Source organism: Acinetobacter sp. neg1 (assembly GCF_000788125.1).
Classification (GTDB): Bacteria; Pseudomonadota; Gammaproteobacteria; order Pseudomonadales; family Moraxellaceae; genus Acinetobacter; species Acinetobacter vivianii.
The window spans coordinates 486,032-499,268 of record NZ_JSZD01000006.1; the positions used below are offsets into that span (position 1 = coordinate 486,032).

The window sequence follows — 13,237 nt, forward strand, 5'->3', positions numbered from 1 at the left end:
TATTACGATTGGTGTTTATTAAATAAGAAACATATCATGATTTCAAATAAAAGAAGGATGCTTTAAATGAACTTTACGTTAAATTCCCAGAACTCATTACCAGACGATACGACTCAAGGATGTTTAATTGGTCGCGCATGGATTCCAAATCAAATTTCCGGTCCCTCTCCGATTCTTTTAAAGGGCGATCAGGTTTTTGATATTTCTGAAAAGTTCCATACGATTTCCCAGTTGCTTGAAAGTTCAGATCCTTTAAAAGCTTTATCTGATATTGAAGGAAAATTAGTTGGATCAATTGATGCGTTATTTGCCAATACAGTTGCTGAACCAGATACAAACAAGGCATATTTTTTAGCCCCAATTGATTTACAAGTAATTAAGGCGGCTGGTGTTACTTTTGCCGCAAGCATGTTAGAGCGTGTGATTGAAGAACAAGCAGGTGGCGATGCACAAAAAGCTCAATCGATCCGTGAAGTGGTACAAGGGGTAATCGGCGATAATTTAAAGACAATCGAACCTGGTTCTGAAAAAGCACTGCAACTCAAAGAGTATTTAATTAAACAAAAAATGTGGTCTCAATATCTTGAGGTGGGTATTGGTACTGATGCTGAAATTTTTACCAAAGCACCTGTCTTAGCAGCCATTGGAACGGGTCAAAATATTGGTATTCACCCGAAGTCTGAGTGGAATAATCCAGAACCAGAAGTTGTATTGGTTGCAAATAGCCACGGTAAAATTTTAGGCGCGACTTTAGGTAATGATGTGAATTTACGGGACTTTGAAGGTCGTAGTGCCCTCCTGTTGAGTAAAGCCAAAGATAACAATGCATCTTGTGCAATCGGTCCGTTTATTCGTCTTTTTGACCGTACTTTTACTTTAAATGATATCCGTGCTTGTGATGTTGAACTGCAAATTCAAGGTGCCGATAACTTTGTGTTAAATGGCATTAGCTCTATGTCTCAAATTAGCCGTGATCCAGAAGATTTAATTCAACAAACACTGAATGAAAATCATCAATATCCAGATGGTTTCGTTTTGTTTTTGGGAACTTTATTTGCACCTACTCAAGACCGTGAGCAAGCTGGAGCAGGCTTTACCCATAAAATTGGAGATGTCGTTCGTATTCATTCGCCTAAACTTGGTACTTTATACAACACGGTTATGACCAGCGACAAAGCAACGCCATGGAATTTTGGAATAAATGCTTTGATACATAATTTAAAACAACGCGAATTACTATAAATTTCACGTATTATCGTTCGATTGAATTGTAATTCATCATGTGAAAAAAATTAAATCTCAAAAAATATGAGTGGACGGATCTAAGAATGAATGATCAAGATAAACGGATTTTTTTACGTAGCCAGGAATGGTTTGATGATCCTACGCATGCTGACATGACAGCACTCTATGTCGAGCGTTACATGAATTATGGGTTAACCCGTGCTGAGCTACAGTCGGGCCGTCCTATTATTGGGATTGCGCAAACTGGTAGTGATTTGACTCCATGTAACCGTCACCACAAAGAACTTGCTGAACGGGTTAAAGCAGGCATTCGAGATGCTGGTGGTATTCCAATGGAATTTCCTGTTCACCCAATTGCAGAGCAAACCCGTCGCCCTACAGCTGCACTCGATAGAAATTTAGCTTACTTAGGTTTAGTTGAAATATTACATGGCTATCCACTTGATGGTGTAGTGCTAACAACGGGCTGCGATAAAACTACTCCTGCCTGTTTAATGGCGGCAGCAACAACAGATTTACCAGCCATTGTTTTATCTGGTGGGCCAATGCTAGATGGTCACTTTAAGGGTGAGTTAATTGGCTCAGGCACAGTGCTTTGGCATGCAAGAAATTTACTTGCCACAGGCGAAATTGATTATGAAGGCTTCATGGAAATGACGACGTCCGCTTCACCTTCGGTCGGGCACTGCAACACCATGGGCACTGCACTTTCTATGAATGCATTAGCAGAAGCTTTAGGTATGTCTTTACCTTCATGTGCAAGCATTCCAGCACCGTATCGCGAACGCGGGCAAATGGCCTATATGACAGGTAAGAGAATATGTGAAATGGTTTTAGAAGATTTACGCCCATCTAAAATCATGAACAAACAATCATTTGAAAATGCCATTGCAGTAGCCTCAGCATTAGGCGCATCAAGTAACTGCCCTCCTCACCTCATTGCAATTGCTCGTCATATGGGGATTGAGCTGAGTTTAGAAGACTGGCAACGCGTTGGAGAAAACATTCCACTCATTGTGAACTGCATGCCTGCTGGTAAATATTTGGGTGAAGGTTTTCACCGTGCTGGCGGTGTCCCTGCTGTATTACATGAATTACAAAAAGCGGATGTTTTACATGAAGACTGTGCATCAGTCAGCGGTAAAACAATTGGGGAAATTGCTAAAAATGCAAAAACCTCCAATGCAGATGTCATTTTTCCATATGAACAACCATTAAAGCATGGCGCTGGTTTTATTGTGTTGAGCGGCAATTTCTTTGACAGCGCTATTATGAAAATGTCTGTTGTGGGTGAAGCATTTAAGAAAACCTATTTATCTGACCCGAATGGGGAAAATAGCTTTGAAGCACGGGCAATCGTTTTTGAAGGGCCAGAGGACTACCACGCACGAATTAATGATCCAGCCTTAGACATTGATGAACATTGTATTTTAGTCATTCGAGGTGCTGGAACAGTTGGCTATCCGGGCAGTGCAGAAGTTGTAAATATGGCTCCTCCAGCGGAGTTAATTAAAAAAGGAATTGACTCTTTGCCTTGTCTAGGTGATGGCCGTCAAAGTGGTACATCTGCTAGCCCTTCTATTTTAAATATGTCACCAGAAGCCGCAGTAGGCGGTGGCATTGCTTTATTAAAAACCAATGATCGTTTGCGCATTGATCTTAATAAACGCTCCGTAAATGTCCTCATTTCAGACGAAGAGCTAGACAAACGCCGCGAGGAATGGAAACCAACAGTCTCTACATCTCAAACGCCTTGGCAAGAAATGTATCGCAACATGGTTGGCCAATTATCAACGGGTGGCTGTTTAGAGCCTGCAACGTTATACATGCGTGTTGTCAATCAAAATAACCTTCCACGGCATTCTCATTAATTTCAGGATTTTATTATGACCATTATCGGACACAACTTTATTGGCGGTTCACGTAGTGCACAAAGTACAACCTTATTAAAAAGTGTGGATGCAACAACTGGCGAAGCTCTACCCTATGAATTTCACCATGCAACCGAACAGGAAATTAATCAGGCCTGCGAAGCAGCAAGCCAAGCCTTTAAAACATATCGCCATACATCACCTGAACAGCGTGCTATCTTTTTAGAAAACATTGCCGATGAACTCGATGCTTTAGGTACAGATTTTTTAGAGATTGTCTCGCAAGAAACGGCTTTGCCGCTTGCGCGTTTGCAAGGTGAACGGGGCCGTACCAGTGGGCAAATGCGCCTGTTTGCTAAAGTGTTGCGTCGTGGTGACTTTTTAGGTGCCCGTATTGATACAGCTTTGCCTGAGCGTCAACCTTTACCTCGCCCAGACCTACGCCAGATTAAAATTGGTGTTGGCCCTGTAGCAGTCTTTGGGGCAAGTAACTTTCCTTTAGCCTTTTCAACCGCAGGTGGCGACACTGCTTCTGCTTTAGCCGCAGGCTGTTCTGTAGTAGTGAAAGCCCATAGTGGACACATGACTACAGCGGACTTTGTGGCTCAAGCAATTGAACGTGCCGTAGAAAAATCTAATATGCCTAAAGGTGTATTTAACATGATCTATGGTAATGGTGTGGGTGAACCACTGGTAAAGCATCCTTTAATTCAAGCAGTTGGATTTACAGGTTCACTTCGTGGTGGTCGTGCTTTATGTGACATGGCCGCAGCCCGTCCACAGCCGATTCCTGTCTTTGCTGAAATGAGCAGTATTAACCCGATGCTGATGTTACCAGAAGCCTTGAAAAACCGTGGTGAAAAAATTGCACAGGACTTGGTCGACTCAGTTGTTTTAGGCTGTGGTCAGTTCTGTACCAATCCGGGATTAATTTTAGGGATAAAATCAGCTGAATTTAGCCAACTCATTAGTAACTTAACCGAAATTATGGGTGGCAAACCTGCACAGACTATGTTGAATGCCGGAACATTAAAAAGCTATAAATTAGGTCTTGAGCACTTAACCGAGCACCAAGGTATTGAACATTTGGCAGGTCAAACTCAACAAGGCAATCAGGCTCTGCCACAGTTATTTAAAGCTGATATTGAACTATTACTGGCAGGTGATCAGCTTCTACAAGAAGAAATCTTTGGGCCAACAACAATCGTCATTGAAGTTGAAGATAAAGCCCAACTTCTGCACGCGCTACAAAGCATGAATGGTCAGCTGACTGCAACTTTAATCGCCGACGAAGCAGATTTAACTGAATTTGCAGATGCGGTTCCAGTGTTAGAAGAGAAAGCAGGTCGTTTGCTGTTAAACGGTTATCCAACGGGTGTTGAAGTATGTGATGCCATGGTGCACGGCGGACCATACCCAGCAACTTCAGATGCCCGAGGCACCTCTGTTGGAACCTTGGCAATTGACCGTTATTTGCGCCCAGTTTGTTACCAAAACTATCCGCAAAGTTTATTACCGGAAGCCTTAAAAGATGGCAACCCGTTGCAGATTTTAAGGCTGGTCAATGGTGAGGTAACTAGAAATCCTATTTAAATAATGAGAATAGGCTTTTAAAGTCTCTTTGATTGGGCAGTCTAGTTTAAATCTTAACTGCCCTAGCTCAGTTTTATGCATGGTACCCGAATAGAACATAATGAAAAAATATTATGATTTTTAACAAACCTTTAGATTCTCAAATTATTACAGCAAGATTTAGATAAAATACGATACTTCATTTATGCACGAAGTTTAAAGAAATACGATGTTTTCATTCTTCATTATCGGTAAAATAGTGGATTCTTCCATTATCCATTGCGTATCTTATGTCTGAGCAATTATTCATCCAAGGTCCTGTTGGTCAAATTGAAATGTTTGTCGATCAACCTCAAGGTGAAGTCACAGGTTTTGCTGTTGTCTGCCATCCACATCCTTTGCAAGGCGGGACACCAAATCATAAAGTTCCTGTACTACTGGCTCAGATTTTTAATGAAATGGGCTGTGTAGTTTATCGTCCAAGTTTCCGTGGTCTGGCAGGCAGCGAAGGCACACATGATCAAGGACACGGCGAAACTGATGACATCATGGCTGTGATTGAATATGCTCGTGAGAAGCATGCAGGACTTACTTTCTATGCTGGTGGTTTTAGCTTTGGCTCTCATGTACTCGCAAAATGCCAAGCGCAACTCAGTGATGAATTACGTCCAAAACAATTGGTGCTCTGTGGATTACCAACAGGTTCTGTGGTCGATTTACGCCACTATAAAACCCCTGCAATTGACGGCGATATCTTATTTGTTCATGGCGAGCAAGATGACATTACCTTGCTATCAGATATGATTGCATGGGCAAAACCGCAAAAACATCCAATCACGATTTTGCCAGGTGCCAATCATTTCTTTACAGGTTACTTAAAACAGCTCAGACAAGTGATTGCTCGCTTTTTAAAACTGTAGACTTAACAACAAATTACTAAGAAAACTATACGTCTTTTCAATCCAATGTCTGTTATATCAGTATAGATGTACAGACATTCGGGTTCTTTAATGAAATTAAATAAAAAACAAGGACTTTTTTTAAAGCAAACCATTGAACAATGGCAACAACAAGGCACCATTACGCCTGATGTTGCCAATGAGTTAAAGCATAGTTTTTCGATTCGTCCTTTTGACTGGGAACGCTTGGCAAAATACTCATTTTGGATTTCGATGATTTGTGCCGTGATTGCCATTGCCGCAATTACAGCGGATCAGTTCTTGATGGAACTGATTGAAAAAATATTTATTGATTCCAAAATCATTCCTTGTCTGATTTTTGCAGGAGTTGCGGCGGCCTTTTATGGCTTTGCATATCGTCGACGTAAAACCAAACCACTGCATCAATTTAGCAATGAAGCCATTATTTTTGCTGGTGTCCTTTCCACAGCAGCATCTGTTGCTTATTTCGGACAAGCGATTGATACAGGCAGCGGACATTTCTCTTTGTTATTCCTGCTCTCAACCATCATTTATGCCGCTCTTGCCTTCTGGTTCCCATCCAAACTGATTTGGGTATTTTCATTACTCTCATTGGGTTCATGGTTTGGAACTGAAACAGGTTATATGTCTGGTTGGGGTGCGTATTATCTAGGGATGAACTTCCCTTTACGCTTTGTATTCTTTGGTGGTGTACTGATTGGATTAAGTCTTCTCTTTAAACGTTATGCGCATTTTAAAGATTTTGCACACTCAACTTATGTCATGGGATTGCTTTATCTATTTATTGCCTTGTGGCTTCTGTCAATCTTTGGCAACTATGGTGACTTAAGTAGCTGGTATAACGTTAAACAATATGAGCTATTGCATTGGGGTGTTTTATTCGCATTTATTGCCATCATTGCAATTGTCTATGGTTTGAAACATGACGATGCCACCTCACGTGGTTTTGGTATCACCTTCTTATTTATCAACCTATATACAAAGTACTTTGAGTTCTTCTGGAATGGTATGCACAAAGCCATTTTCTTTATTATATTGGCAGCATCTTTCTGGTGGCTGGGTCGATATGCCGAAAAACTTTGGAATTTAGAGTTTCTATCTAGCCCATCTCAAAATAAGAAAGATCGTCTAGGAGAATGATTACTGGAAGTCTCTCAAACTAAAGATGTGGAAGGCCGTAAAGATGTTACTGTGATTGATAAAATTGCATCGGCCTATAAGCCGAAACCACAACGGGATTTGGTTGAAGTGGTGTATACACTAAGACAAGTGATGAATGTTAAGGGTTAGTTATGGAAAAGGATTGTTTAAATATTCAAAGCTATAGAATCAGAGCAAATGAGGAAGCCCATCTCGTGCTACCAGAGCAATCCTATTTCATCATCTTGATTGTCAATGTTGAAAAAATCCGACCTGAATGGCGTAATTGGATTTGTGAGCAGATTGTCTATTCAAAACGATGCATTCAAGCAATGGTGACAGGATATGAGTGCTCTATTTGGGATGATATCCTAGATGAAACCTATCTAGGTTTTTATAACTATCAACCACCAGTCAATCATTGCTTCATGACAACCTGGCATGAAAATGAAACTTTAGAAGATATTACGGAATTTGCAAAATTTAGTATGCAATTGGAAGATGTTTCAAACTTAGTCATTGTACATATTGAATAAAAGGTAAATAAAATGAAACTCGCAGAAGCACTTTTACTTCGAAGTGATCAACAAAAAAAGCTCGCTTCATTAAAACAACGGATCAATGCCAATGTATTGGTACAAGATGGTGATGAACCAAGTGAAGATCCAAATGAGCTAATCAAACAAGTGTTTGCTTTAACCCAAGAAAGCAATCAATTGATTTGTCGTATTCATTTGACCAATGCGCAAGCAAAATTAGAGGATGGTAAAATATTGCTATCCCTATTAAGCTTACGTGATAATTATGCAGAACAGCATAAGATTCTCGTTGATGCGATTGCCAATACCCATCGTGAATCTGATCGTTATAGTTCACGAGAAATTAAATGGAAGAAGGTCATCCCTGTTTCTAGCTTGCAAAAACAGGCCGATGATATCAGCGCGAAACTACGTGATTTAAATATCAAGATTCAGGCTGCCAATTGGCAGATTGATTTAGTCGAATAGACAACAGATTTTGTGAATTTAATTCACAATCACAGTTTGGACATACTGGGCGAGTACAAGATCCTGCATCCGCTTGAGGGATTGAAAATAATTCAGGCGGCTACGGAAGCATGTGAGCCATGCATCAATCTTCACAGATTAGGCTCAGCACCATGTACCTCCTAAACCTTTGTTAAAAGCAAAGTCACGCGTTACTTCGCATTACCATGTACTGACAGTATGTTCATTTAACCTTAATGGAAAGTTATGAGTTTTTTTCAATTATCACAATTAGAAATTGAATCATTGATCTCGGGAGATTCTATTTCAGATGTGTTCCCATGGAGCACAAATAATGAAAACTTAATTGATCAACACTATAAACAAATATTTTTAGATATTTCAAAGCTATCTGGTACACAATTCCTCGTAGATTTTGATCACTATGGTTCAGGTTATGCATCTTATATTCCTACTTTTTTCTTCAAAGACGAATTTCGTACAAAACAGCTATATCCATCCTATAACCAAAACTTTCTGGGATTAGAAATATATTTTTGTCGCATAGCTCCCTATTTCATTATGATTGAAGATGAATATCGTTGGCAAAGTAAAACCAAAAAAATAGAACGTTTTAATGGTTTTCCAAAGTTAGATCAAATTGATGAAATTAAAAATTCAAATATTATATTGATTGCACAACAGATTGAGAAATTACTATCAAAATTTGAATTAATTCGATTAAATCAAAAACAATTAAAAATAAAATTACCTTCAAATTATGGGGTACATACAAATTTCACAAATCATGGATATTGCTACTTTAATGCTTTTTTCCATTGGGAAGATTAATTCACAGGTTAAATTGTGAAATTGAATTTATCAAGTTGGATAAAACACTGTTTCAGATCACAGTTAAAGTAAAAGAAGCTCATCTTTGAGCTTCTTTTTATTAAGGGCTTATTCAATAGATTCTAGCGCCGTCACCAACAACTTCCAGCATTTCTCTACCGTATCCACTTTAACTCGCTCTCCCGGTGCATGCGCGCCCTGAATATCTGGGCCAAACGATACCATCTGCAAATCAGGATAATGTTCCGCAATAATGCCGCACTCCAACCCCGCATGAATTACTTTCAAGTTTGGCTCAATTTTAAATGCGGATTGATACGCTTGTTGTAAGCACTTTAACGCAGCCGACTCTGGATTCGGTGTCCAACCTGATACTAACGGCGTTAATTCAGATTGAATCTGGAAATTGGCAAAGTGCTGTTGAATGTTCTGAGCAAAGGCTAACGCCTGCTGATTCACCATCGAACGAACCATAATCAAGGTTTTTGCTTCGTCTTTAGTCAGCTTTACCACACCGATATTATTCGATGTTTCAACCACATCTGGTAAAGCAGTGCTCCATTGAGCAATACCATAAGGGCAAGTTGCCAATGCCTGCAACCACGCTTGTTGTTGATGCAAGGCAATCACGTCATTTATCTGACTGGTATTTCGCTGTGCCGTGATTTGCAACTGATCATCAATGCCCTGTAGTTTCTGTTGCCATGCAGCTTGTGTCGCTGCCACAGCATTTTTCAATTCAGTCAGTTGTTCTGACTGAATTGCAATAGTTGCCAAGGCTTCACGCGGGATGGCATTACGTGCTGTTCCACCGACAAATTCAACCAGTCGACCATTGGATTGTGTCAAATAATCATTGAGGAAATTGGCTAGAATGACATTGGCATTCCCTCGACCTAAATGAATATCAACCCCAGAGTGACCACCTTTTAGCCCTGATACCAGTAAATCTACAAAGATTAAATTATTTGGTGCTGTTTCATATTCAAGTGGCTGCCCCACTTCTAAGTCAATACTGCCTGCGCAGCCAAGATACAGCTCGCCCCATTCTTCGGTATCAATATTAAAAAGCCATTGTCCAGTTAAAACGCCAGATTCGAGTAAGCGTGCGCCACTCATTCCCGCTTCTTCATCAATGGTCAACAGGACTTCAATCGGCCCATGTGCAATATCATTTGATTCTAATACCGCCAGTGCCAATGCAACGCCAATTCCATTATCTGCACCTAAAGTAGTATTTTCAGCAATCAGCCAGCCATCTTTTAATACAGGTCGAATAGGATCTTTAAAAAAATCATGTTGGGTTCCTCGATTTGCCTGAGTCACCATATCCAAGTGCCCTTGCAAAATCACACCAGCCACCTGTTCTTTACCTGCAGTTGCCGCTTTGCGAATAATCAGATTACCAATATCATCGACATAAGTTTGGAGCTTACGCTGTTCCGCCCAATCTTTTAAATGTTGTCTTAATTGTTGTTCGTGCTTGGAAGGCCGAGGAATCGTACATAAGGTCTCAAAATGTTGCCAAACCACTTGGGGTGATAATTTAGAAAAATCGACCTGTATCATGCACCTATACTCTCAAATAAAGCGTTTAAATCAATATACACCATACACCGAAACGGTCATGATGTTAATGCACTTCATTTAAGATTCTATTCGTAAAAAAGACTTAGCTTTTCCATACAAACTGAGAAAAACTATGCTCTGCTTTTAAGCTATTTTCTACGGCCTGAGCCAGTTGGCGAATAATACTTTGCGTCTCGATCTTTTCAAACCACGCTTGTTCACGTTGTGGATTGGCTGAAATCTCACACAAAATATGTCCTTCGGTATCTTGTTGCGAACATAAAATCGAAAGCGGTAATTGATGATTATCGATGCGCACTTCTATTTTCTCATGTTCATGACGAATATGCTGGGCATCAAAACCATATTGTTCTAATTGTTTAAACAGTAGTGCAGCCACATATTCTTGTGTGATATAGCACTCATTCGGTGGATGATCGACCACTCCATGTTTTGGGCAATCTGCTATAAATTGCAACGTTTTCATGCTATTCCCTCTTTTATTATATTTTAGCGCCGCATCACAATCTAAATCCAACGCCTATACTCTGAATTATTATATATACAATCGTCTCTAAACGATTAGCTGATTGTCTTAGTTCTATTGTTAAATTGATAAATTTCGACCCGATTAGATATGTACATCAGCGAAGTCATCATTTTTAGTATTTAAGCGTTAAATGGATGGTTCTAACAAATTCTTTTTAGAGATAAGTACATAAAAAAAGCAGCACTCAACCTTCTCTAGCTGAATGCTGCTTGATTCAAATCGGATTACGGATTGACTACACTTAAATCCAATCCAGCTGAGTTTGCAAGCTCGGTAAAGGTTGGGAAACTTGTCGCAACCGTTTCTGTACCATGAATCGTGATTTCACCTGAGGTACGTAAACCAGCCATACTAAAGCTCATGGCAATGCGATGGTCATGATGTGATTCAATTTCACCACCCGCGAAGATCGTTGACCAGTCGCCAGATTTACCTTTACCTTCAATGATGATGCCATCTTCCGTTGGTGTACAGTCGATCCCCATGATTTTCAAACCATCTGCCATCACTTGGATACGGTCAGATTCTTTAACACGAAGCTCAGCAGCACCTGTCAATACAGTTTGACCTTCTGCACATGCAGCAGCAATAAACAATGCTGGGAATTCATCAATGGCTAAAGGCACTTGATCTTCTGGCATGTGAATGCCTTTCAATGTTCTTGAACCTTTGATATGAATATCTGCAATCGGCTCGCCACCTGCAATACGTTCATTTTCAACTGTCAGATCAGCACCCATTTGCTTAAGGATTTCGATCACACCTGTACGAGTTGGATTAATACCGACTGCTTCCAGTACCACATCAGCGCCTTCAGTAATCGCTGCACCCACCATAAAGAATGCAGCAGATGAAATATCCGAAGGTACTTGAATATCTGTACCAACTAATTTTCCACCACCGACAAGCGAGATTTTATTACCTTCAGTTTTTACATCATAACCAAAGGCACGCAACATACGCTCAGTATGATCGCGCGTCGGTTCTGGTTCAGTCACCGACGTTTCACCTTCAGCCCATAAACCAGCCAATAAAATGCCTGATTTCACCTGAGCTGACGCCATTGGTAAATCGTATTGGATTCCTTTAAGCATCTGACTACCTGTAATACTCACAGGTGGTGTACCTTTCTCGCCTGTGGTCTGGATGAGTGCACCCATTTCACGAAGTGGCTTAGCAATACGTTCCATTGGACGTTTAGACAATGATGCGTCGCCAGTCATTACAGAGTCAAATTTTTGCGCAGACAGCATGCCTGATAACAAGCGCATACTGGTGCCTGAGTTGCCCATATACAATGCGCTTGCAGGTGCTTTTAAGCCTTGCATGCCCACGCCATGAATGGTCACTTCACCATTCTTTGGTCCTTCGATGCTCACGCCCATATCACGGAATGCCTGTAAAGTTGCGAGTGCATCTTCACCTTCCAAAAAGCCTGTCACATGAGTTGTGCCTTCTGCAATCGCACCAAACATAATTGAGCGATGTGACACAGATTTGTCACCCGGTACGGTGAATTTACCTGTAAATGTTTTCTTTCCCGGTAAAATGCTAAATTGCTGTGTCACCTTGTTTTTCTCCATCAAAGGTTTTTTGGCTAACATATGATTAAAATGTTGGCGTGCCGCTTGCGCGTGGCCCAATAGCCCCATCAACGCATGCGAATCTTCCTGTTCAATCAATTTCTTTAAAACGGATAATTGCTGTTCGAAACCATCAACAGCATTCAAAATTGCGGTTTTGTTGGCAAAGAAAATATCATGCCACATCTGTGGATCGCTGGCTGCAATTCGAGAGAAGTCTCTAAAACCACCCGCAGCATAGCGGAAAATATCTAGATTATCTTCTCGATTTGCCAGTTGCTCAACCAGATTGAATGCCATCAAATGCGGTAAATGACTGGTATGTGCCAACACTTCATCATGTTTAGCAACATCCATGCAAATCACTTCTGCTTTTGCCGCAGACCAAAGCTGAATCAGCTTTTCAACCGCCCACTCCGCGCTGGTCGGCAGTGGCGTTAGAATCACTTTGTGATTGACGAATAAATCAACTTTACCCGCATGCACACCAGTATGTTCTGCACCTGCAATAGGATGCCCCGGCACAAAACCGACAGGTAAATTTTCACCAAATACTGCTTTTGCCGCTTCAACCACATTGCCTTTGGTACTACCTACATCGGTAATAATGGCATTTTCGGCAAGAAAGGGCTTGATCTGTTCAAGCACTTTTTGTGTCGCACGAACGGGTAATGCTAAAACAATTAAATCTGCATCCTGAACTGCTTCTTCAGGTGTTGCATAACCGTGTTGAATAAGACCGAGTGTCTTGGCATCTTCTAATGTTTTTTTTGAGCGTGTTGAAGCCACAATTTGAGATGCAAGTTGTTCTGCCACAATTACACGGGCAAGACTAGACCCAATCAGTCCAAGTCCGATAAATGCAACTTTTTTAAATAATGGTTGAGACATAAAACATATTTGCCTAATGAGACGACATTGATATGGA

At 40.7% G+C, this 13,237-nt stretch carries 11 protein-coding genes and 1 pseudogene; 9 read left to right on the forward strand and 3 right to left on the reverse strand.

The annotated features are described in order from the left end of the window. Positions 1 to 66: 66 nt before the first annotated feature. The 9 genes and pseudogenes from PJ15_RS03340 (at position 67) to PJ15_RS03375 (ending at position 8,607) form a co-directional block, all read left to right on the forward strand. Complete coding sequence (locus PJ15_RS03340) at positions 67 to 1,242, forward strand: fumarylacetoacetate hydrolase family protein (RefSeq protein WP_047427977.1); 1,176 nt, start codon at positions 67 to 69, stop codon at positions 1,240 to 1,242. Between the two features lie 86 nt (positions 1,243 to 1,328). Next, positions 1,329 to 3,116 (forward strand): IlvD/Edd family dehydratase, encoded by a 1,788-nt coding sequence (locus tag PJ15_RS03345; RefSeq protein WP_005257952.1) that lies wholly within the window; start codon positions 1,329 to 1,331, stop codon positions 3,114 to 3,116. A 15-nt stretch (positions 3,117 to 3,131) separates the two neighbouring features. Next, entirely contained in the window at positions 3,132 to 4,709 is a 1,578-nt protein-coding gene (locus PJ15_RS03350; RefSeq protein ID WP_047427980.1) for an aldehyde dehydrogenase (NADP(+)), read from the forward strand. A gap of 269 nt (positions 4,710 to 4,978) precedes the next feature. Then, on the forward strand, positions 4,979 to 5,608 hold the full coding sequence (locus PJ15_RS03355) for an alpha/beta hydrolase (RefSeq protein ID WP_005257957.1): 630 nt from the start codon (positions 4,979 to 4,981) through the stop codon (positions 5,606 to 5,608). Between the two features lie 90 nt (positions 5,609 to 5,698). Continuing rightward, positions 5,699 to 6,769 carry a DUF2157 domain-containing protein gene (locus tag PJ15_RS03360; protein WP_047427982.1) on the forward strand — a complete coding sequence of 357 codons (1,071 nt, stop codon included), beginning with the start codon at positions 5,699 to 5,701 and terminating at the stop codon, positions 6,767 to 6,769. 15 nt (positions 6,770 to 6,784) lie between these two features. Beyond that, a pseudogene (locus tag PJ15_RS18785) lies at positions 6,785 to 6,919 on the forward strand (RtcB family protein); the annotation flags it as partial. 2 nt (positions 6,920 to 6,921) lie between these two features. Beyond that, positions 6,922 to 7,305: a hypothetical protein gene (locus tag PJ15_RS03365; RefSeq protein ID WP_047427984.1), complete on the forward strand. Its 384-nt coding sequence runs from the start codon at positions 6,922 to 6,924 to the stop codon at positions 7,303 to 7,305. A gap of 12 nt (positions 7,306 to 7,317) precedes the next feature. After that, on the forward strand, positions 7,318 to 7,776 hold the full coding sequence (locus PJ15_RS03370) for a DIP1984 family protein (RefSeq protein WP_004772559.1): 459 nt from the start codon (positions 7,318 to 7,320) through the stop codon (positions 7,774 to 7,776). Positions 7,777 to 8,022: 246 nt separating this feature from the next. After that, a complete protein-coding gene (locus tag PJ15_RS03375) occupies positions 8,023 to 8,607 on the forward strand; it encodes a hypothetical protein (RefSeq protein ID WP_047427987.1) in 585 nt (194 codons plus the stop codon). A gap of 108 nt (positions 8,608 to 8,715) precedes the next feature. Here the strand turns inward: PJ15_RS03375 and PJ15_RS03380 are convergent, their stop codons facing one another. The 3 genes from PJ15_RS03380 to PJ15_RS03390 all read right to left on the reverse strand — a co-directional run bounded on the left by PJ15_RS03380 (position 8,716) and on the right by PJ15_RS03390 (position 13,200). Continuing rightward, entirely contained in the window at positions 8,716 to 10,176 is a 1,461-nt protein-coding gene (locus tag PJ15_RS03380; protein WP_047427990.1) for an aminoacyl-histidine dipeptidase, read from the reverse strand. A 103-nt stretch (positions 10,177 to 10,279) separates the two neighbouring features. Continuing rightward, entirely contained in the window at positions 10,280 to 10,663 is a 384-nt protein-coding gene (locus PJ15_RS03385; RefSeq protein ID WP_004772562.1) for a hypothetical protein, read from the reverse strand. A gap of 287 nt (positions 10,664 to 10,950) precedes the next feature. Then, positions 10,951 to 13,200 carry a bifunctional prephenate dehydrogenase/3-phosphoshikimate 1-carboxyvinyltransferase gene (locus tag PJ15_RS03390; RefSeq protein WP_047427992.1) on the reverse strand — a complete coding sequence of 750 codons (2,250 nt, stop codon included), beginning with the start codon at positions 13,198 to 13,200 and terminating at the stop codon, positions 10,951 to 10,953. Positions 13,201 to 13,237 lie beyond the last annotated feature (37 nt).

Coding starts and splice junctions, on each gene's coding strand:
- PJ15_RS03340 (WP_047427977.1), top strand. CDS start 67: ATGAACTTTACGTTAAATTCCCAGAACTCATTACCAGACGATACGACT.
- PJ15_RS03345 (WP_005257952.1), top strand. CDS start 1,329: ATGAATGATCAAGATAAACGGATTTTTTTACGTAGCCAGGAATGGTTT.
- PJ15_RS03350 (WP_047427980.1), top strand. CDS start 3,132: ATGACCATTATCGGACACAACTTTATTGGCGGTTCACGTAGTGCACAA.
- PJ15_RS03355 (WP_005257957.1), top strand. CDS start 4,979: ATGTCTGAGCAATTATTCATCCAAGGTCCTGTTGGTCAAATTGAAATG.
- PJ15_RS03360 (WP_047427982.1), top strand. CDS start 5,699: ATGAAATTAAATAAAAAACAAGGACTTTTTTTAAAGCAAACCATTGAA.
- PJ15_RS03365 (WP_047427984.1), top strand. CDS start 6,922: ATGGAAAAGGATTGTTTAAATATTCAAAGCTATAGAATCAGAGCAAAT.
- PJ15_RS03370 (WP_004772559.1), top strand. CDS start 7,318: ATGAAACTCGCAGAAGCACTTTTACTTCGAAGTGATCAACAAAAAAAG.
- PJ15_RS03375 (WP_047427987.1), top strand. CDS start 8,023: ATGAGTTTTTTTCAATTATCACAATTAGAAATTGAATCATTGATCTCG.
- PJ15_RS03380 (WP_047427990.1), bottom strand. CDS start 10,176: ATGATACAGGTCGATTTTTCTAAATTATCACCCCAAGTGGTTTGGCAA.
- PJ15_RS03385 (WP_004772562.1), bottom strand. CDS start 10,663: ATGAAAACGTTGCAATTTATAGCAGATTGCCCAAAACATGGAGTGGTC.
- PJ15_RS03390 (WP_047427992.1), bottom strand. CDS start 13,200: ATGTCTCAACCATTATTTAAAAAAGTTGCATTTATCGGACTTGGACTG.